Below are 17,797 nucleotides of genomic sequence, written 5' to 3' on the forward strand. Positions count from 1 at the left end.
AATTAGAATTGATGATGAAGGCGGGACAATCGCCGCCTACCAATCTGCCCAGGCAGAGTCGGCACTCTCGACCAGCCAATTGAAAGCGCTGTGGTTGGAGACGGGCCATGCTGCCGGAAAACCTCGACTTCCTGACCTTGACCTACGGGTTTTTCAACATGCTGCGGTTGATGTCCTACGCGCCGCAGTTGGTTTTGCTCGCCCAGGACAAGAGCGGCGCCAAAGCCATATCGGTTTCGAGCTGGCTGATCTGGACCGGGGCGAACTTGACCACGGCGGTTTATGCTTGGGTCCGGCTCGCTGATGTGCCGCTTTCGCTACTCAACGCGTTCAATACCGGCTGTTGCGCTACGATGCTGGCCTTGTTGATCTACAAGCGGAGGAAGGCGAGGCTGGGTTTCAGCAGAACTGGCATAGGTGGCGCGCCAAGCCAGGCAACTCGCGGCTCTGAATCTGGAACAGAAGGTATCAACGACACTCGAAGGTCCCTTCAAGGTAGAACACCAGATCGGGCGCGGCTGCAGGAATTCCTTGGTCTCGCGGACGTTCCTGGGTGAGTCCTCGTGAAAATGCGTCCGAATCCAGAACAGAGTTTCACGGCGACCAGCGCGAACCATAGCCTCTCGACCAGATGCTGGGCGACTTACCCAACGCTCGGCTGGACTGCGGGCACCCGCACCGAAGCCGACCCTATGAGACTTCACTGGGTCCGGAACGAAATCGTCCGGATGCGCGGGCAAATCTGCGCCCCGGAGCATGAAATCCGGATGCTGCAGCGGGCCGGACTCGCGATCAATGCGCCGTCATAGTCTAGCTGGATCAGAGGCGTTTATCATACGACTTCAAGGCTCCCGCCGGTTACGGTGCAAAAACCGAAGGAAGGCTGGATACGCCATCAGGCCTCGCCAGGTCCGGAGAAGTTCGGCGCCGGCGGTGTCGTGCGCGGCAGCGGAATCGAGTTGCTCCACCGAGTGCAGCGATCGGATGCTGGCGGAGGCGGCCGGACCTACGGCATTAGGTCTCCATTTGCCCCGAAATCGGCCGAGATTGACGGCCGAATCGGCCGGACAGGTGGTACACAGCGGTGGTCACAAAACTCGGCCGGGCTTTTTAGGAATCCTTGTTTTCTGCGGGTTTTTGCGCATTCTTGGCATGGGGGAAGAGAGTCCCACTCTCCACGCCAGCTGCGCGTGATCCGTTTGGAATCAGGCTGCGAGCTTGGCTTGTCGCAAGTCGCGAAACTTCTGCTTTTCCTTCTTATACGCCGCGAGAAGCGCTTTTACCCAGAGCGTCATGCCTTCCGCCTTCAACCCAATCCTTTGAGAGCGGTTGTAGTGCTGCTCGGTCACGGTCGCCATTCTTTCGCGTTCATCGACGCGGTCGTGGACCATCTTGTGTCCGAGTATCGCGGTGGCCGCTCCGCCGAGGCGCCTGTCGTCGAGGAATGTCGTCATGGTCGTCCTGCACTCGTGCGGCGTCCAAGGCTCGATGCCATAGAGCGCGAACAGGTTGGGCCGCAGCTTCTTGGGCTTCGGTTTGGGACCAGGCTTGCCATTGCGCTGGGGCTTCTGCTTCACCGTATGGTCGTAAACGCGTCCCTGAAGTCGGTGCAACAGAAGGTTCAGCGCGGACTGGCTGATGTGCGCGTCCGCATCGCGGCCGCTGAACATCCATTCCGATTCGCCTCCCGATTCCTTATGATAGGCCGCTAGGATCCCCAATGCCTCCGGGGGGATAGGAAGCGAGAAGGGACGCCCTCCGTCGCGTCCGCCTTTCATCTCCTCTTCGGTCCAGTTCGCGATTTTCCATCCTCGCAGCTTGCGGTCCTTTCTGTCGGGATCGAAGAGGCGGTCGGCGCGCAACTGCAGAAGGCCGCCGGTTCTTTGCGCCGTCAAAGCGACCGCCCACAGCGCGCCCAACGTACCCGGATAGGTCTCATGTTCGCCCTCGGCAAGCTTCCGAAACTTCTCGGCGATCACCAGGGTGCGCGCGATTTCCTCGATGGTTGGAGCGTGGGTGCGTTTGCCCGAGGCGTATTCGAACGACCACCGGTGCCAGCACCCCACTTCGACGTCGTCCAGTCCGGAATCCGTTGCGTGGAATTTCCATGCCCACGTCAGCATGCTCTTCGATTGCGTGACGGCTCTGTTGACGGTCGACTTCTTATGAGTGGAAAAAATATCGTCTCGGAGACGCTCGAGGTCCCGCAGCTTGATCTCGCCAACCAACTTTTCGTTGACCGACGCATATTCATCGAGTTGCAGGAAGCGGGCGTACTTCTCGCGGTACCTGGTCTTCAGCTTCGGCAGCTTGTACTCGAGAAACTTCGCGGTCAGCGCCTTCCAAGTCCAGGTGACACCAGTGTCGCCGGTTCGCTTCCGGTAGGCGAGCAGCGACGTTTCGTCGGCGAATTGATCCGCCGCTTCCTGGTGTCCCAGTTCATCCTTGTATTTCGAGGTGAGCGTCAGTCGCACCAGCTGGTCGACGAATTCGCGCAGATCACGCTTGCGCTTGGCGGCGAGGTTCGTCTGCCCGGCGAAATACCGGGCCTGGTCGAGATTGATTTCGGAAGCCGAGCCCAGCCTCAAAGTTATTTCACGACGGCGCACGTACCAGACGACCTTGCCCGGCGTGATGCGCAACGTCAGTCCCGTCGTTTTCTTATCGCGCCATTCGGCTACCTTGACCGCCATTGCGCCGCTCGCGCTGTAGGAGATGGCGCTTTGGACGTCGTTCTCGTTCAACGACTTCACTTCTCGCTTGTAGACCGGACTTTTCGACATCCCACGCCCATACAACAATCGTACAAATGCAGCTTCCGAAACACCCGAAATGTTCTACGCCCGGAATATCGCCATAATACCGAAAAATTACTACATTTCAAAGATTTAGCTTTGCCTTGGTTAAAGCTTTTCACTCTCCGTTCTTCGCTTCCCAAGCTGCATACGAGGGTTCGATTCCCTTCGCCCGCTCCAAAGCCCTGGCCGCAGCACAATCGCCCTGACTTGAAGTCTCTCTTGACGATCCGCCCGGGCGCAACGGCACGTTGAGCTGACGCTCGCTGCGCTTAATCCATTGCGCTTAGCACGAACTGCAGGCTGTCGAAGGGCGGGCCGGGAGTTCATGTTTCGCGGTCCGGGTCACGCCAACGCAAGTCCAGTGCGCAACACCTGCGGCCTCACTGAGGGCCTGGTCCGGATCAAGCGAGTTGCACTCCGTGTCGAGCGCAAATCGCAGACGGAGATGGTCCATGCCTGATGCACGAATCCATATCGCCGCAGCGATGCTCGCCACATTCGCAATCAGCTCGGTATACGCCATGAGCTCGGTGCAACAGCCGCCGGCCTCTGCGAGTTCTGCCCACGCCATGATCCCGAGGAAGCAAGCAGCCGTGCACCCGGTGAAGCCGGCGCCGCACCGGCTCGTGATCCAGGTCAACCAGAACGACGCCGCCGTGATGAATCTCGCGCTCAACAACGCCACCAATGTGCTCGACTATTACCGCAAGAAGGGCGAAGAAGCCGACGTCGAGATCGTGGCGTTCGGTCCGGGATTGCACATGCTGCGCAAGGACACGACGCCCGTCGCCGATCGCATTCACGCCATGACGGACATCGCCTTCCCGAACAAGGTTCGCTTCGCCGCATGCGGCGTCACCCGGGAAGGGATGGAAAAGAAGGAAGGCAAGCCGCTCGAGCTGCTGCCGGAGGCTTCCATGGTTGCTTCGGGTGTCGTGCGCATGATGGAGCTGCAGGAGAAGGGCTGGAGCTACGTCCGGCCCTAGACCGGAGCGAACGGAGAGGAGGCCGGGATGATGCGCAAGCTGATGTTCGTGCTGGTCCTGTCGTTGCTCGCGCTGCCCGCTATGGCGCAGAATGCCAACAGGACGGTTGGCAAGTCGGTAGCCGAGCCGCCCGCATCCGGGCCGCCGCGCGGCAGCCGCGCCGTGCGGCTCGTTCAACCTCGGAGTGCTGAGGAAGAGGTGAGAGATCGCGTCAATGCGGGCACAGTCGCATTAGCCGCCGGTCTCCTTGAAGGCGCGCCGCTGCGCTTCGCCACCGAGATCTCACGCGTCGTCAACGAAGGCAACAAGGTGCATGTGCTTCCGGTGGTGACGCGCGGACCGACTGAGAACGTCAACGATCTGCTTTACCTAAAGGGGATCGATATCGCGATCATCAACAGCGATTCGCTCGAGGAGTATCGTGCGCAGGTGCCCGAGATCGAAAAACGCATCGTGCACGTGATGAACCTGTTTCCCTCGGAGCTGCACGTGTTTGCGCGCCCCGAGATCAACTCGCTCGCCGACCTCGCGGGCAAGAAGGTGAACTTTAACACGCAGGGCACTGCTGCTGCCTATTCGGGCCCGCTCATCTTCAGCCGCCTGGGCATCGAGGTGGAGAAGATCTTCGTGCCTCACCCGGTCGCGCTGGAGCAGATGCGCAAGGGCGAAATGGCGGCCGTGGTTTTCGTCACGTCCAAGCCGGTAGACGCGTTCGTGAAGCGCAAATGGGACGAGGGCTTCAAGTTCCTGGCTGTGCCGTGGGGTCCGAAGCTGGCGGACTATTACGTGCCCGCCTCGCTCACACCGGCCGACTATCCCGCTCTGGTTCATGCGGGGGGCGATATCGAGACGATCGCGGTGCCCACGATTCTGGTCGCCTATAACTGGAATCCGGGCACACCGCGATACGACCGCGTCACGGCCTTCGTCAGCGAGTTGTTTGGCAGGCTCGACCAGTTGCGCGAGCCCGGCTTCGACCCGAAGTGGAAGGAGGCCAATCCCGGTGCGGGCGTTCCCGGACTGCAGCGCCTGAAGGCGGCCGAGAGCTGGCAGGATCCCCGGATGGCCAATCGGACGGGACGTCCATGAGACGGCTCGCCGCCGTCCTGGTTGCCAGCCTTGAGATCGCGGAAACCCATGGTCAGTCCGCCTCAAGCACGCTTAAAGGTCTGGACCAGTGCTTTGCCGAAACCCGTATGGCGGAAGCCGCATGCGATCAGGCGGGCATCGACACCTCGATCCGTCTCGGATGCAGGTTGAAGGCGCACAGCGCGGAGAAACAGTGCCTCGATAGCTTGTTCGCCAACAAAGACGAGGTCAGGCAACCCGGCGATACGCCTTCCAAACCCCACGCCCTCATGCCGCCGTTGCCACCTCAGGCCGAACCGGCACCGGCACCGGCACCGGCCAATCGGGACGGCGCACCTGCGGGACCTTCAATCGCCGGGGGTTGGTTGATCAGCGAAACCACGTCTCCAAGGGACTTCTCGCCGCTTTTCGTCGCTAAATTGTATGCGCTTCCTCCGGTGATAGCCAACGCACCGGAAGTGCTCGTGCTGCGTTGCCGCAACCTGCGGACCGAGCTGACCCTCGGTGCCAATGGCCTCTGGCGCGCTTTGCGCGGAGGAGAAGTCGAGGTCGCAATCTCTCCCGGACAGGCAACGGCGCCGCCAATGCGGTGGCGATTGGCATCTGACGGTCGTACCGCCTCCATGGCAGAGGACCCGGTCGAATTGGTGCGCGCATTGCGCGTCGGAAGAACGTCTATCGCCGTAGCCGACGGTGCCGGGCGCAACATCAGTGCGATCTTCGAACTCGCCGGCATCGATGCTGTCCGCGCCAGGCTCGCAAGCGCCTGTCGCTGGACAAATGCGACCGTCGAATCCCGAGGGAGATGACGGATTTTTCGCCGAGGGCGCATTCGCGCGCGTCCGGATTCTAATATATTGGCATTCTATTCTCGTCTGCTCGGCAGCGACTGCCCGGATTTCGACGTGATGCGGGCGGCGATCTTCGAAAGGAGACAGACAGGACGCGCGCTATTTCGTCACCACGCCCCGCGGCGCCTCTTGTGCGAAAGCGTGATGTTGCTGATGCTATATAAAGCCCTTCGGTAACCTGACGATGCAGATCCGCACCGGCGACACCTTTGATCCGCGCGTCATCGCGCTGCTCGATCATCACGTCACGGCGGCGCGGGCGCAGACCGCGCCGGGCAGCGCCCATGCGCTCGATCTCTCCGGGCTGCGCGCGCCCGACGTCGCGTTCTGGACCGGCTGGGACGGCGAGACGCTGGTCGCCGTCGGGGCGCTGAAGACGCTGTCAGCCGGGCATGGCGAGGTGAAGTCGATGCATACGCTCCAGACCACGCGGCGACGCGGCTTTGGCGCTGAGATGCTCCGCCACATTATCACGGAAGCCCGCGCGCGCGGCGTGGCGCGGCTCAGCCTCGAAACCGGCTCGTGGGACTATTTCAAGCCGGCGCACGCGCTCTACCGGGCACATGGCTTTGTCCTCTGCGGCCCGTTCCAAGGCTATGTCGAGGATCCCAACAGCCTGTTCCTGACCCTGGATCTGTCGGCGAGCCGATAGCTCAGGAACGCGTCTCCTCGATCCTGTCGAGCACGCGCTCGGGGGCGATGTCGCGGCTTGCCTCCTCCAGATCCCGCTGCGAGTCGGGCTGGACGTCGAGCCGCTCGGCGATTTGCGTGAGGAGGCGGGCCACCTTGGTCAATTCGTGCTCGGCGAGAAGACTGATCTGGAGATCGAGATCGGCGCGCTTGTCCGCTGCTGCGCTCATGCGGTTCTGCGAGACCAGCACGAATGTCGACAGGAAGATCGCCTCGACCGAAGCAATCATCGCCAGCACCACGAAGCTCTCGTCCCAGGCCGGGATTCCAGGCAGCCAATGCAGATTGGCGATGATCCAGAAGCCGAACACCGCGACATGGAGATAGACGAACGCCATGCTGCCGGTGAACGCCGTGATCGCATCGGCAACCCTTTCCTGACCCCTGGCCGCGCGCTGCTCGCGGCGACGGCGCTCGACCAGGGCCTGGATGTTGCGCTCGAGCGTCGGGCTCAATCCCTCGCCGGGATCATGGGTGATATCGTTACGCACGGGGCAGCAACGGCGGACGCAAGAGGCTGTTCCTGGGCTCAGCCGAAGGAAAATGCCCGCCGCCCCTCAAAATGAGTTGCGTACCTCAAAACACCTCTGCTAGCCTTCAGCCATGGCCGATACGCTCACCACCACCGCGCTGACGCTGAAGGACATCGCCCGCCAGGCCGGCGTCAGCCTCGCGACGGTGGACCGCGTCCTGCACAATCGCCCGGGCGTGCGGCCGGATACGGTCCGGCGCGTCAAAGAGGCGATCGAGCGCAATTCGTTCCAGCCGCATGTGGCCGCCGCCGAGCTCGCCCGCGGCCGCGCCCGCCGTTTCGCCTTCGTGATGCCGTCGGGACCGAACCCGTTCATGCAGCAGATCCAGGACTATCTCGGCGAGATGTCGGGCTGGCTGTCGTCCCGTCGCCTTGGCGTCGAGACGATCGCAACCGATGTATTCGATCCGTCCGTGCTCGCGGCTTCCCTGGAAGGGCTCTCGGAGGATTACGACGGCATCGCCGTGGTGGCGCTCGACCATCCCGGCGTCCGCGCCGCCATCGACGATCTCGTCGGTGCCGGCGCCAAGGTCGTGACGCTGGTCTCGGACGTGCCCTCGTCGCGCCGGCACCATTATGTCGGCATCGACAACATTGCCGCCGGGCGCACCGCCGGCGCGCTGGTCGGGCGGCTGGTGGGACAAAAGTCCGGCAAGGTTGCGATCGTCGCGGGCTCACAGGGCCTGCGCGACCATGCCGAACGCATTTTTGGCTTCAATCAGGTGATGGCGTCGGAATTCCCCGGCCTCAGTGTGCTGCCGGTGCTCGAAGGACGCGACGAGGACGCGCGTTCGGAGCAGGTGTTGGCGCGGCTGTTGAGCCGGCATGCCGACATTGTGGGCCTTTATAATGTCGGCGCCGGCACGCAAGGTGTCGCCAACGCGTTGAACGAGAAGGCATTGAGCGATGCCGGTCGCGACAAGCAGGTGGTGTTCGTCGGACACGACCTTACCGCGCTGACGCGCCGGCTGTTGCTGCAGGGCGTGATGCATGCCGCGATCTCGCAGAACCCCGGACACGAAGCGCGCGCCGCCGTGCGCGTGCTGCTCGCGCTCGCGCGTGGCGAGCCGATCTTGCGCGAACAGGAGAAGATCAGGATCGACATCGTGATGCGAGAGAATCTGCCTTAGCGGCAGGTGGAATTCAAAACGACCCGTTGCGGATAAGGCGACTTTGAGTTCGCGCACCGCAACAGGCGAAAGGGAGGATGGCGTGTATCTCGGAATCGACATCGGCACATCAGGTGTGAAAGCGGTGCTCGTGAGCGAAGCCGGCGCGGTTCTCGCGACGGCGGCGCGCGAGCTTGCGCTGTCGCATCCCGCGCCGCTGTGGTCCGAGCAGGATCCCGACGGCTGGGTCGATGCGGCGGTCGGCGCGGTCGACGATCTTGCCGCCCGCCATCCGCGTGAGGTCGCGCGGGTGCGCGGCATCGGGCTTTCGGGCCAGATGCATGGTGCGACGTTGCTGGACGAGGATGGACGGCCGCTGCGTCCCGCGATCCTCTGGAACGACGGCCGCTCGCACGCCGAATGCGTCGCGCTGGAGCGGCGCTGCCCATCGCTGCACGCGATCGCCGGTAATCTGGCCATGCCCGGCTTCACCGCGCCGAAGCTGCTCTGGGTCGCCAGGCACGAGCCGAAAATCTTCGCGCGCGTCGCAAAAGTGCTGCTGCCCAAGGCCTATGTCCGCTATCGCCTGACCGGCGAGATGATCGAGGACATGTCGGACGCGGCCGGCACGCTGTGGCTCGACGTCGGTCTGCGCCGCTGGTCGGCCCTGCTGCTGCATGCCACCGGGCTCGACCTTCATCACATGCCGCGCTTGGTCGAGGGCAGCGAGGTCAGCGCGACGCTCGCGCCGGACTACGCGCAACGCTGGGGCATGGCAAAGGATGTCGTTATCGCCGGCGGCGCCGGCGATAATGCCGCGAGCGCGATCGGGCTCGGCGCCATCACGCCGGGCGATGCGTTTCTGTCTCTGGGAACCTCAGGTGTGGTGTTCCGCGTCACGGATCGGTTTGCACCGGCGCCGGCCTCGGCGGTCCATGCGTTCTGTCACGCACTGCCCGGCCGCTGGCATCAGATGGGCGTGATGCTGTCGGCTGCAGCTTCGCTGGCCTGGCTCGCGGGCGTGATGGAGACACCGGCCGCAGCGCTGCTGGCACCGCTCGGCGAGCGTGTCGATGGACCGAGCCCGGTCCAATTCCTGCCTTATCTCGACGGCGAGCGCACGCCGCACAACGATGCCGCCGCCAGCGGCGCCTTCGTCGGCCTGCGCGGTGCGACCGGGCGCTCCCAGATCGTTCAGGCCGTGCTCGAAGGCGTCGCCTTCGCCGCGCGCGACAATCTGGCGGCGCTGAGCACGGCCAGCGGGCCGCTTCCCGAGGTCGATCTCGTCGGCGGCGGCTCGCGCTCGCCGCTGTGGGCGCAGATCTGCGCCGATGTGCTCGGCATTCCCGTCCACCGCGTCGAGGAGGGCGAGGTCGGTGCGGCGCTCGGCGCCGCCAGGCTCGGCCGGCTCGCCGCCACCGGCGAAGACGCGGCTGCGGTTTGCACCCGTCCGCGTCGGCTCGCGAGCTTTACGCCTCGCGCATCCGTGGCTGCGGCCTATGACGAGGCCTATCGCCGCTGGCGCGAGCTTTATCCTGCGTTGAAGGAGTGTGCCTAAGTGAATGCGTCAGCGAAATTCTTCGATACGAGCGTACCTGTCGCCTTCGCCGGCAAGGATGCGGGCAACACGCTTGCCTTCCGCTGGTACGACAAGGACCGCCTCGTCCATGGTCGCAGGATGGAGGACCATCTGCGCTTTGCGGTCTGCTATTGGCACTCGTTGTGCTGGCCCGGCGGCGATCCCTTTGGCGGCGAGACGTTTCTGCGGCCCTGGCACCACGGCGCCGATGCGATGGCGCAGGCGCGCGCCAAGGCCGACGTCGCCTTCGAGCTGTTCCGCCTACTCGACGTGCCCTTCTTCACCTTCCACGACGTCGATGCGGCGCCGGAAGGGAACTCACTCGCGGAATCCGTCGCCAACCTCAATGCCATCGCCGATCTGTTCGAGGCGAAGATGGCCTCGAGCAGAGTGCGCCTGCTCTGGGGTACCGCCAATTTGTTCACGCATCGCCGCTACATGGCGGGCGCGGCCACCAATCCGGACCCCGAGATATTCACCTATGCCGCCGGCCAGGTCCGCGCCGCCCTGGAGGTGACGCACCGTCTGGGCGGCCAGAATTACGTGCTGTGGGGCGGGCGCGAGGGCTACGAGACGCTGCTCAACACCGATCTCAAGCGCGAGCTCGACCAGCTCGGCCGCTTCGTCTCGCTGGTCGTCGAGCACAAGCACAAGATCGGCTTCAAGGGACCGATCCTGATCGAGCCGAAGCCGAAGGAGCCGACCAAGCATCAATACGATTTCGACGTCGCCACCTGCTACGGCTTCCTCGCGCGTTACGACCTGCTGAAGGACGTCAAGCTCAACATCGAGCAGAACCACGCCATCCTCGCCGGCCACTCCTTCCATCACGAGGTCGCGCTGGCGGAGGCGCTGGGTGTGTTCGGCTCGCTCGACATCAACCGCGGCGACGATCTGCTCGGCTGGGACACCGATCAGTTCGCGATGAACGTGCCCGAGCTTGCCCTGGTGTTCCACGAGCTCCTGAGCCGCGGCGGCTTCAGCTCCGGCGGGCTGAATTTCGACGCCAAGATTCGCCGCCAGTCGATCGATCCCGACGATCTGATCCATGCCCATGTCGGCTCGATGGATGCCTGCGCGAGGGCGTTGCTCGCCGCCGCGGACATGCTCGACGCCGGTGTGCTCACTGCGCCGCTTGCGAAACGTTACGAGGGATGGGCCGGGCCCGAGGGCCGCGCCATTCTCGGCGGCCAGCGCTCGCTCGCCGAACTTGCCGACCGCGCGCACGGCCCGGGCTTTGACCCGCAGCCGCGCTCGGGCCGGCAGGAATATCTGGAATCCCTCGTCAACCGCTACATCTGAGGAAGGCCGCTGATGACAAATGCACAAGCGACACCGGTCCTCGAGTTGACCGGCATCGGCAAGGAGTTCGGCGCGATCCGCGCGCTGCATGAAGTCGACATGCACGTCCTCCCCGGCGAGGTCGTCGGCTTAATGGGCGACAACGGCGCGGGCAAGTCGACGTTGGTCAAGATCATCGCCGGCAATTTCCGCCCCAGCCACGGCGAAATCCGTTTCGCCGGCAGCGCGGTTCATTTCAACCGGCCCGTCGATGCCCGCGGCGTCGGCATCGAGGTGGTCTATCAGGACCTTGCGCTCGCCGACAATCTCACGGCGGCGGCCAACGTCTTTCTCGGCCGCGAGCTGAAGCGCAGGATCGGGCCGTTCGCGTTGCTCGACCACAAGGCGATGGCGGCGCGTGCGCTGGAGCTGTTCGGGGAGCTGCGTTCGGAGACGCGCCCCGACGACCTCGTCAAGCAGATGTCGGGCGGCCAGCGCCAGGCGGTTGCGATTGCGCGGACGCGGCTCTCCAACGCGAAGCTGGTCATGATGGACGAGCCCACGGCCGCGATCTCGGTCCGCCAGGTCGAGCAGGTGCTCGGCCTGATCCACCGGCTGAAGGAGCAGGGCGTTGCCGTGATGCTGATCTCGCACCGCATGCCCGACGTGTTCGCGGTGTGCGACCGCGTCATCGTCATGCGTCGCGGCGAGAAGCGCGCCGACAAGCCGATCCGGGACACCAGCCCCGAGGAGGTGACCGCCCTCATCACCGGCGCGAAGGAGGCTGCGTAAATGGCGATGCAATTGGAATCTCCGATCACGTTCACCAACATCGGCAAGGTCAGATGGTGGCAGCGCGGCCTGTTCGCCTCGCAAACCGGTTACGTCCTGGTCGCGCTCGCAGTGCTGCTCCTCGTGATGCATTTTGCGAGCCCCTATTTCTTTACCCAAGGCAACATGCAGAACGTGGCGAAGAACTTTTCCTTCATCGCCATCGCCACCCTTGGCATCACCTTCGTCATCATCACCGGCGGCATCGACCTCTCGGTCGGCTCGATGATGTGCTTTTCCGCAATGATCACCTCAATGGTGATGGTCGAGCTGTCGGCGCCCGGATCGCCGTTCGTCCACTTGGCCGCCGACGGTAAGACCGCAATTGCCAATGTGCCGGGCCTGATCCTGCTGCTCTCGGTGCTGGCCGGGCTCGTGGTCGCGCTGCTCGTCGGGCTCGTCAACGGCTTTTGCATCGCGGTGTTGGGACTATCGCCGTTCGTAACCACGCTCGGCATGCTCTCGATCGTGCGTGGGCTCGCCTATGTCGTCTCGAACGGCCGCGGCAGTTTCCCTGGGGGCCCCGATGCCAACTATTTCTATGCGCTCACCTCGGGCGACATATTCGGCGTGCCGATGCCCTTCATCTACCTGGTGATCCTCGCCGCGATCATGGCGGTCGTGCTGCATCACAGCTCCTTCGGCCGCCATGTCTTCGCGCTCGGCGGCAATGAGAAGGCGGCCGAGCTGACCGGCATCCCGGTCGTGCGCGTCAAGATCCAGGTCTATGCGGTCTGCGCGCTCGCCGCGGGGCTGCAGGGCATCATCATCTCGGGCTGGCTCGGATCGGCGCCCGCGAACATGGCGACCTCGTACGAGCTGAACGTGATCGCCGCGGCCGTCATCGGCGGTGCCAACCTGGCCGGCGGCGTCGGCGGGCCGCTCGGTGCCATCGTCGGCTGCGTGCTGCTCGAGGTGATCCGCAACGGCCTCGTGCTCGCGCAGGTCAACTCCTACTGGCAGCAGACGCTGGTGGGCGTGATCATCATCCTCGCCGTGCTGGTCGACCGCATCCGGTCGCGCATGACTTGAGACGACTTTTCCGGGAGAATAACGATTTAACGTCTATCCGCCTCCCGGAAACTTTCAAAGGATAGGCATCACAAGTGTGGAGGGAAACTATGAGGAAATTACTTCTGGCTGGTATGGCCGTCGCGATGATGGCAACGCCGGCGTTCGCCCAGACCTACAAGTTCGCGGTCGTGCCCAAGGCGATGAACAATCCGTTCTTCGACGTGGCGCGCGATGGCTGCCTCAAGCGCGCCAAGGAGCTCGGCAACGTCGAATGTATCTACAAGGGGCCGATCGAGCACGAGCCGGCGACACAAGCGCAGATCATCCAGGACTTCATCACGCAGAAGGTGGATGGGCTTGCGATCTCGGTCGCCGACGTTGCGGCGATGACCAAGTCGATCGACGCGGCAGCCGCGGCCGGCATCCCCGTCATCACGTTTGACGCAGATGCGCCGGGCTCCAAGCGCATCGCCTATATCGGCACCAACAACAAGGACTTCGGTCTCGCACTGGGCAAGCAGCTGCTGCAGCTCCGGCCCGAGGGCGGCAAATACGCCGTGGTCTCCGGCGGTCCGGGCGCCAAGAACCTCGCCGAGCGCGTCGACGGCGTGCGGGAAGCGCTCAAGGGTTCGAAATGGGTCGAGGTCGCTGGGTCGCCGACCTTCTGCAACGACGATTCCGCGCTTGCGGTTCAGCAGATGGCAGACCTCCGCACCGCGACGCCGGACCTCGCCGCGATCGTACCGGTCGGCGGCTGGCCGATGTTCGCGCCCGAGGGCTACAAGGCCTTCGTCAACAAGAACAAGAAGGACATCGATGCCGGCAAGTTCACCCTCGTCGTCGCCGACACGCTGAAGATGCAGCTCGAACTGCTGCGCGACGGCTATTCCAACGCGCTGACCGGCCAGCGCCCGTTCGAGATGGGCGAGAAGTCGATGGACACTCTGCTGGCGATCAAGAAGGGCCAGAAGGTGCCGGAGATCATCTATACCGGCCTCGATCTCGTGACCAAGGACAACGTCGCGAAGATGCTGAAATAGGAGCGTCCCCAGCCCCGCGCTCCTCGCGTGCCTCTCCCGCTTGCGGTTTTCGCAAGCGGGAGAGATGATTTTGCTGTTGGGGAAGACTGACGAGGCAATGGGAATGAAAAGGTCGCGGCTCGGCTCTCTCGATGTCACCTCGCTCGGCCTCGGTTCCGCGCCTCTCGGCGGATTGTTCACCCCCGTCAGCGATGCCGATGCGGAGGCGACCATCGCCCGCGCCTGGTCGCTCGGAATCCGCTTCTTCGACACCGCGCCGCTCTACGGCTTTGGCCTCGCGGAGCGACGCCTCGGCGCATTCCTGCGGCAACAGCCCCGTGACTCCTACGCCATCTCGACCAAGGTCGGTCGTCTGCTGCGTGCGCCCGATGGCGCCGCCGCCGAGGACGAGCATTACAAGGGCACGTCGCGGGAGCGGCCGGTGTTCGATTTCAGTCATGACGGCGTGATGCGGTCGGTGGAGGAAAGCCTGGCGCGGCTTGGGCTCGACCGCGTCGATGTCCTGCTCGTGCATGATCCCGACGACCACTACGACGACGCCGTCGCCGGCGCCTTCCGCGCGCTCCAGCGCCTGCGCAGTGAGGGCACTGTCAAGGCGATCGGTGCCGGCATGAACCAGTCGGACATGCTGGTCCGGTTCGCAGAGACCGTTCCGGTCGACTGCTTCCTGCTCGCCGGCCGCTACACGTTGCTCGATCAGGGCGCGCTGGATGCGCTGTTCCCGGTCTGCGCCGCGAAGAACATCGGCATCCTGCTCGGCGGCATCTACAACAGCGGCATCCTGGCCAATCCGCACACGGGCGCGAAGTTCAACTATCAGGACGCCGATGCGGCACTCGTCGCCCGCGCGCTCGCGCTCGACGAGCTTTGCCGCAAGCACGGCACCGAGCTGAAAGCCGCGGCGCTGCATTTCTGCATGGCCCATCCGGCGGTCACGGTCGCCGTGATGGGCGCGCGCAATGCCGCGGAAATTGCCGACAACATCGCGATGTCGGAGATGGCGGTGCCGGCGGCGTTCTGGCAGGAGCTGCGTGCGCGAAAACTCGTCGATGCCCGCGCTCCATTGCCCGGCGGAGCGTAGGGCATGATCATCGACGCTCACCAGCATTTCTGGGATCCCGCGCGCGCCGACTATCCCTGGATGGACGCGCCCGAGCTCACGCCGATCCGGCGTGCCTTCGGTCCGGCCGATCTCGCGCCGCTCTTGAAGGCGAACGGCATCGACGCGAGCATCCTGGTGCAGTGCCGCTCCGAGCTGGCGGAGACCGAGGAATTCCTGCGGATCGCGCATGCGACGCCCTCGGTGATCGGCGTCGTCGGCTGGGCTGATCTGACCGACGCTGCACTCGGCGAGACGCTGGACCGGCTGCGCGCTTCGCCCGGCGGCGACAAGCTGGTCGGCATCCGCCATCAGGTCCATGACGAGGCCGACCCGGATTGGCTGTTGCGCGAGGACGTTCAGCGCGGCCTCACGGCCGTGTTCGCGCACGATCTTGCCTACGATTTCCTGGTCCGCACCCGCGAGCTGCCGGCCGCGATCGCAACCGCACAGGCCTTCCCGCAGGCGCGCTTCGTGCTCGACCACGCAGCCAAGCCGCCGATCGCCGATGGTGGAAGCACTGTATGGTCCAATGGCATCGCGGCACTCGCGGCCTGCGGCAATGTCTGGTGCAAGGTCTCGGGGCTGGCGACGGAAGCGGTTTGGAGCGACTGGAATGCGGAGCGGCTGTTTCCGTTCGTCGCGCACGCCGCGACATGCTTTGGCGAAGATCGCCTGATCTTCGGCTCGGACTGGCCGGTATGTTTGCTCGCGGGCAGCTATGGTGAGATCAAGGGCGCGCTGGAGGCCTGCCTGACGAAGCTCGGGCCGCAGGTGCGGGAGAAGGCGTTCGGTGTGAATGCCAAGGCCGCGTATCGGCTGGCGGTGAGTTGAAGCCGCAGCGCGCGTGTCGCTTCAGTGTTTGTCCCCAAACACCAGATCCAGCGCCGCATCGTACGTCGTCCGCACCAGCTCCGGATGCAGCTTCGACAGCGCCTCCATCATCACGCCGGAATTGATCTCGAGCACGTGCCAGACGCCCTCGACGCGCACGAGGTCGATCGAGGCGAAGGTGACGCCGATGGCATGGGCGGCGTCGATGGCGAGCTTTGCGCAGGCTGTGCGAAGATCGCCGTCCTGCATCAGCACGGGCTTTGCGCCCGCATCGAGATTGTGCCGCCAATCCGAGCCACGCTGCTTGCTGTAGACGACGAGTGGCACATCATCGAGCAGGACCACGCGAACTTCGTCCTCGATCACGACATAGGGTGAGATCACGAGTCCGGCGCTCATCGAAAAGGCTTCGCCAACCGCATGATCGAGCTCTGTTTCCGTCGTTACCCTGAAAACGGATCGTCCCGACGTCCCCTCGTTCGGCTTCACCACCACGCCTTGCGGATTGTCGTGAAGCAGTGCCAGCATTGCCTCTCGCCAGGCGACGCCGACAACTTTCTCGCCCAATTTGGGATTGAGGAAGAGGCGATGGGGAATGCAGGGCACGCCCTCGAGCGCGAGCACTTCGGCGGTGGCCGATTTGTCGTTGGCCAGGCGGTGCGCGATGGCGCTGTTGAGGCCAATGTCGTAGCCGAACGCGAAGCGGCGTTGCTCGCCCCGGCGCATCGCGAGCAGCCAGCCATCGGCACGGACATCGAGCGCAATGCTATGGGTTGCGCAATAGCGCTTGATCGCCTGGACGAAGATCCGCTCGCCGCTCGCCATGTGTCTCAGCCGCCAGTTTCCAGTTCCAGTCGATCTTGGCGCCAAAAGCCGCAAAATCCGGGAAACGGCGCCAAACGGGGGTGAAATCAGAGCTATTCTTAATGAAATTCTCGCGAGCGCTACGGAAATTAAGTGCTGTATTCGAGCCTCGGAGGGAAAAGAAATTGCCCTCCGCATGCGCCGGACAGCAGATCCATTAATGATGCGACCATTTCCGCCGCAAATGCCGGTTTGACCGGCATCAATTGCATCCGGAACGAGGTTGATTATTGGTCTCAATGGCGTAGATCACACTCGCGAAATCCTCCGCCATGGCAATGGTGTCCGCCCCGCTTTCAGGGGCCGGGCAGCGCTTTTGCCCTAAACCCGCAATTATTCGGAATATCGAAAGTCATGAGCGCGTTTTACCGAGAGAAGGTTCTTTCCGTCCAGCACTGGACCGACACCCTGTTCAGCTTTCGCGCCACCCGCGATTCCGGCTTCCGCTTCCAGAACGGCCAGTTCGCGATGATCGGCCTCGAGGTTGAGGGCCGCCCGCTGCTCCGCGCCTACAGCATGGCGAGCGCCAATCACGAGGAAGAGCTCGAGTTCTTCTCGATCAAGGTTCAGGACGGCCCGCTGACGTCGCGTCTCCAGAAGATCAAGGAAGGCGACACCATCCTGGTCGGCCGCAAGGCGACCGGCACGCTGATCACCGACAACCTCATTCCCGGCAAGCGGCTGATGCTGCTCTCGACCGGCACGGGCCTGGCGCCCTTCGCCAGCCTGATCAAGGACCCCGAGGTTTACGACCAATTCGACAGCATCGTGCTGGTGCACGGGTGCCGTCAGGTCTCCGAGCTCGCCTATGGCGAGAAGCTCGTCGCCGGTCTTCGCGAGGACGAACTGTTCGGGGAGTTGCTCGCGGACAAGCTCATCTACTACCCGACCGTGACCCGCGAGCCGTTCAAGAACCGCGGCCGCATCACCGACCTCATCAGCTCCGAGCAGATCTTCAACGACATCGGCCAGGGGCCGCTCGACATCGCGACCGACCGCATCATGATGTGCGGCAGCCCGGCGATGCTCGAGGAGCTGAAACTGATGTTCGAGGGCCGCGACTTTGTCGAGGGCTCCGGCAACAAGCCCGGCCATTTCGTGATCGAAAAGGCGTTCGTCGAGCGGTAGGCCCTCTCGACGTCGTCCTGGCGAAAGCCAGGACCTATACCCGCCGAATGAAGTTTGGCGAAGGCTGCTCGT

17 protein-coding genes are annotated in these 17,797 nt (G+C 63.8%); 14 read left to right on the plus strand and 3 right to left on the minus strand.

The genetic code is table 11. The annotated features are described in order from the left end of the window. Positions 1 to 107: 107 nt before the first annotated feature. Positions 108 to 557, plus strand: coding sequence for a hypothetical protein (locus BRA471DRAFT_RS04405; RefSeq protein WP_035973538.1), 450 nt, complete (start codon positions 108 to 110; stop codon positions 555 to 557). 648 nt (positions 558 to 1,205) lie between these two features. On the opposite strand, the gene BRA471DRAFT_RS04410 is transcribed toward BRA471DRAFT_RS04405, so the two are convergent. Beyond that, positions 1,206 to 2,753, minus strand: coding sequence for a hypothetical protein (locus tag BRA471DRAFT_RS04410; protein WP_231171132.1), 1,548 nt, complete (start codon positions 2,751 to 2,753; stop codon positions 1,206 to 1,208). A gap of 497 nt (positions 2,754 to 3,250) precedes the next feature. On the opposite strand from BRA471DRAFT_RS04410, the gene BRA471DRAFT_RS04415 reads away from it, so the two are divergent. The 4 genes from BRA471DRAFT_RS04415 to BRA471DRAFT_RS04430 all read left to right on the plus strand — a co-directional run bounded on the left by BRA471DRAFT_RS04415 (position 3,251) and on the right by BRA471DRAFT_RS04430 (position 6,376). Continuing rightward, positions 3,251 to 3,784 (plus strand): DsrE family protein, encoded by a 534-nt coding sequence (locus BRA471DRAFT_RS04415; protein ID WP_007604918.1) that lies wholly within the window; start codon positions 3,251 to 3,253, stop codon positions 3,782 to 3,784. 27 nt (positions 3,785 to 3,811) lie between these two features. Then, on the plus strand, positions 3,812 to 4,873 hold the full coding sequence (locus BRA471DRAFT_RS04420; protein WP_007604919.1) for a TAXI family TRAP transporter solute-binding subunit: 1,062 nt from the start codon (positions 3,812 to 3,814) through the stop codon (positions 4,871 to 4,873). Next, a complete protein-coding gene (locus tag BRA471DRAFT_RS04425) occupies positions 4,870 to 5,682 on the plus strand; it encodes a type VI secretion system-associated protein TagO (RefSeq protein ID WP_007604920.1) in 813 nt (270 codons plus the stop codon). The genes BRA471DRAFT_RS04420 and BRA471DRAFT_RS04425 overlap by 4 nt, the downstream gene beginning before the upstream one ends. 226 nt (positions 5,683 to 5,908) lie before the next feature. Continuing rightward, positions 5,909 to 6,376 (plus strand): GNAT family N-acetyltransferase, encoded by a 468-nt coding sequence (locus tag BRA471DRAFT_RS04430; RefSeq protein ID WP_007604921.1) that lies wholly within the window; start codon positions 5,909 to 5,911, stop codon positions 6,374 to 6,376. A gap of 1 nt (position 6,377) precedes the next feature. On the opposite strand, the gene BRA471DRAFT_RS04435 is transcribed toward BRA471DRAFT_RS04430, so the two are convergent. Beyond that, complete coding sequence (locus tag BRA471DRAFT_RS04435; protein ID WP_007604924.1) at positions 6,378 to 6,905, minus strand: DUF1003 domain-containing protein; 528 nt, start codon at positions 6,903 to 6,905, stop codon at positions 6,378 to 6,380. Positions 6,906 to 7,017: 112 nt separating this feature from the next. On the opposite strand from BRA471DRAFT_RS04435, the gene BRA471DRAFT_RS04440 reads away from it, so the two are divergent. The 8 genes from BRA471DRAFT_RS04440 to BRA471DRAFT_RS04475 all read left to right on the plus strand — a co-directional run bounded on the left by BRA471DRAFT_RS04440 (position 7,018) and on the right by BRA471DRAFT_RS04475 (position 15,733). Next, complete coding sequence (locus BRA471DRAFT_RS04440; RefSeq protein ID WP_007604926.1) at positions 7,018 to 8,076, plus strand: LacI family DNA-binding transcriptional regulator; 1,059 nt, start codon at positions 7,018 to 7,020, stop codon at positions 8,074 to 8,076. 82 nt (positions 8,077 to 8,158) lie between these two features. Further along, complete coding sequence (xylB, locus tag BRA471DRAFT_RS04445) at positions 8,159 to 9,613, plus strand: xylulokinase (protein ID WP_007604927.1); 1,455 nt, start codon at positions 8,159 to 8,161, stop codon at positions 9,611 to 9,613. Then, positions 9,614 to 10,936, plus strand: coding sequence for a xylose isomerase (gene xylA, locus BRA471DRAFT_RS04450; RefSeq protein WP_007604928.1), 1,323 nt, complete (start codon positions 9,614 to 9,616; stop codon positions 10,934 to 10,936). 12 nt (positions 10,937 to 10,948) lie between these two features. Further along, positions 10,949 to 11,707 carry an ATP-binding cassette domain-containing protein gene (locus tag BRA471DRAFT_RS04455; protein WP_007604929.1) on the plus strand — a complete coding sequence of 253 codons (759 nt, stop codon included), beginning with the start codon at positions 10,949 to 10,951 and terminating at the stop codon, positions 11,705 to 11,707. Continuing rightward, on the plus strand, positions 11,708 to 12,778 hold the full coding sequence (locus tag BRA471DRAFT_RS04460; RefSeq protein ID WP_007604930.1) for an ABC transporter permease: 1,071 nt from the start codon (positions 11,708 to 11,710) through the stop codon (positions 12,776 to 12,778). An 89-nt stretch (positions 12,779 to 12,867) separates the two neighbouring features. Beyond that, the gene (locus BRA471DRAFT_RS04465; RefSeq protein WP_007604931.1) at positions 12,868 to 13,800 is read left to right on the plus strand and encodes a sugar-binding protein; all 933 of its coding nucleotides are present in this window, start codon (positions 12,868 to 12,870) and stop codon (positions 13,798 to 13,800) included. A 103-nt stretch (positions 13,801 to 13,903) separates the two neighbouring features. Beyond that, positions 13,904 to 14,881 (plus strand): aldo/keto reductase, encoded by a 978-nt coding sequence (locus tag BRA471DRAFT_RS04470; protein ID WP_007604932.1) that lies wholly within the window; start codon positions 13,904 to 13,906, stop codon positions 14,879 to 14,881. Between the two features lie 3 nt (positions 14,882 to 14,884). Next, the gene (locus BRA471DRAFT_RS04475) at positions 14,885 to 15,733 is read left to right on the plus strand and encodes an amidohydrolase (RefSeq protein WP_007604933.1); all 849 of its coding nucleotides are present in this window, start codon (positions 14,885 to 14,887) and stop codon (positions 15,731 to 15,733) included. A 21-nt stretch (positions 15,734 to 15,754) separates the two neighbouring features. Here the strand turns inward: BRA471DRAFT_RS04475 and BRA471DRAFT_RS04480 are convergent, their stop codons facing one another. Continuing rightward, positions 15,755 to 16,558, minus strand: coding sequence for a RimK family alpha-L-glutamate ligase (locus BRA471DRAFT_RS04480; protein WP_007604934.1), 804 nt, complete (start codon positions 16,556 to 16,558; stop codon positions 15,755 to 15,757). Positions 16,559 to 16,951: 393 nt separating this feature from the next. Here BRA471DRAFT_RS04480 and BRA471DRAFT_RS04485 point away from each other — a divergent pair, with 393 nt between their 5' ends. Continuing rightward, positions 16,952 to 17,725, plus strand: coding sequence for a ferredoxin--NADP reductase (locus BRA471DRAFT_RS04485; RefSeq protein WP_007597827.1), 774 nt, complete (start codon positions 16,952 to 16,954; stop codon positions 17,723 to 17,725). The last annotated feature ends 72 nt before the right edge of the window (positions 17,726 to 17,797 follow it).

The organism is Bradyrhizobium sp. WSM471 (assembly GCF_000244915.1).
Lineage (GTDB): Bacteria > Pseudomonadota > Alphaproteobacteria > Rhizobiales > Xanthobacteraceae > Bradyrhizobium.

What these genes read in the sequence shown, in the direction of transcription:
- BRA471DRAFT_RS04430 (WP_007604921.1), top strand. Translation starts at nt 5,909, where the DNA reads ATGCAGATCCGCACCGGCGACACCTTTGATCCGCGCGTCATCGCGCTG.
- BRA471DRAFT_RS04420 (WP_007604919.1), top strand. Translation starts at nt 3,812, where the DNA reads ATGATGCGCAAGCTGATGTTCGTGCTGGTCCTGTCGTTGCTCGCGCTG.
- BRA471DRAFT_RS04470 (WP_007604932.1), top strand. Translation starts at nt 13,904, where the DNA reads ATGAAAAGGTCGCGGCTCGGCTCTCTCGATGTCACCTCGCTCGGCCTC.
- BRA471DRAFT_RS04405 (WP_035973538.1), top strand. Translation starts at nt 108, where the DNA reads ATGCTGCCGGAAAACCTCGACTTCCTGACCTTGACCTACGGGTTTTTC.
- BRA471DRAFT_RS04460 (WP_007604930.1), top strand. Translation starts at nt 11,708, where the DNA reads ATGGCGATGCAATTGGAATCTCCGATCACGTTCACCAACATCGGCAAG.
- BRA471DRAFT_RS04455 (WP_007604929.1), top strand. Translation starts at nt 10,949, where the DNA reads ATGACAAATGCACAAGCGACACCGGTCCTCGAGTTGACCGGCATCGGC.
- BRA471DRAFT_RS04425 (WP_007604920.1), top strand. Translation starts at nt 4,870, where the DNA reads ATGAGACGGCTCGCCGCCGTCCTGGTTGCCAGCCTTGAGATCGCGGAA.
- BRA471DRAFT_RS04485 (WP_007597827.1), top strand. Translation starts at nt 16,952, where the DNA reads ATGAGCGCGTTTTACCGAGAGAAGGTTCTTTCCGTCCAGCACTGGACC.
- BRA471DRAFT_RS04415 (WP_007604918.1), top strand. Translation starts at nt 3,251, where the DNA reads ATGCCTGATGCACGAATCCATATCGCCGCAGCGATGCTCGCCACATTC.
- BRA471DRAFT_RS04465 (WP_007604931.1), top strand. Translation starts at nt 12,868, where the DNA reads ATGAGGAAATTACTTCTGGCTGGTATGGCCGTCGCGATGATGGCAACG.
- BRA471DRAFT_RS04440 (WP_007604926.1), top strand. Translation starts at nt 7,018, where the DNA reads ATGGCCGATACGCTCACCACCACCGCGCTGACGCTGAAGGACATCGCC.
- BRA471DRAFT_RS04480 (WP_007604934.1), bottom strand. Translation starts at nt 16,558, where the DNA reads ATGGCGAGCGGCGAGCGGATCTTCGTCCAGGCGATCAAGCGCTATTGC.
- BRA471DRAFT_RS04475 (WP_007604933.1), top strand. Translation starts at nt 14,885, where the DNA reads ATGATCATCGACGCTCACCAGCATTTCTGGGATCCCGCGCGCGCCGAC.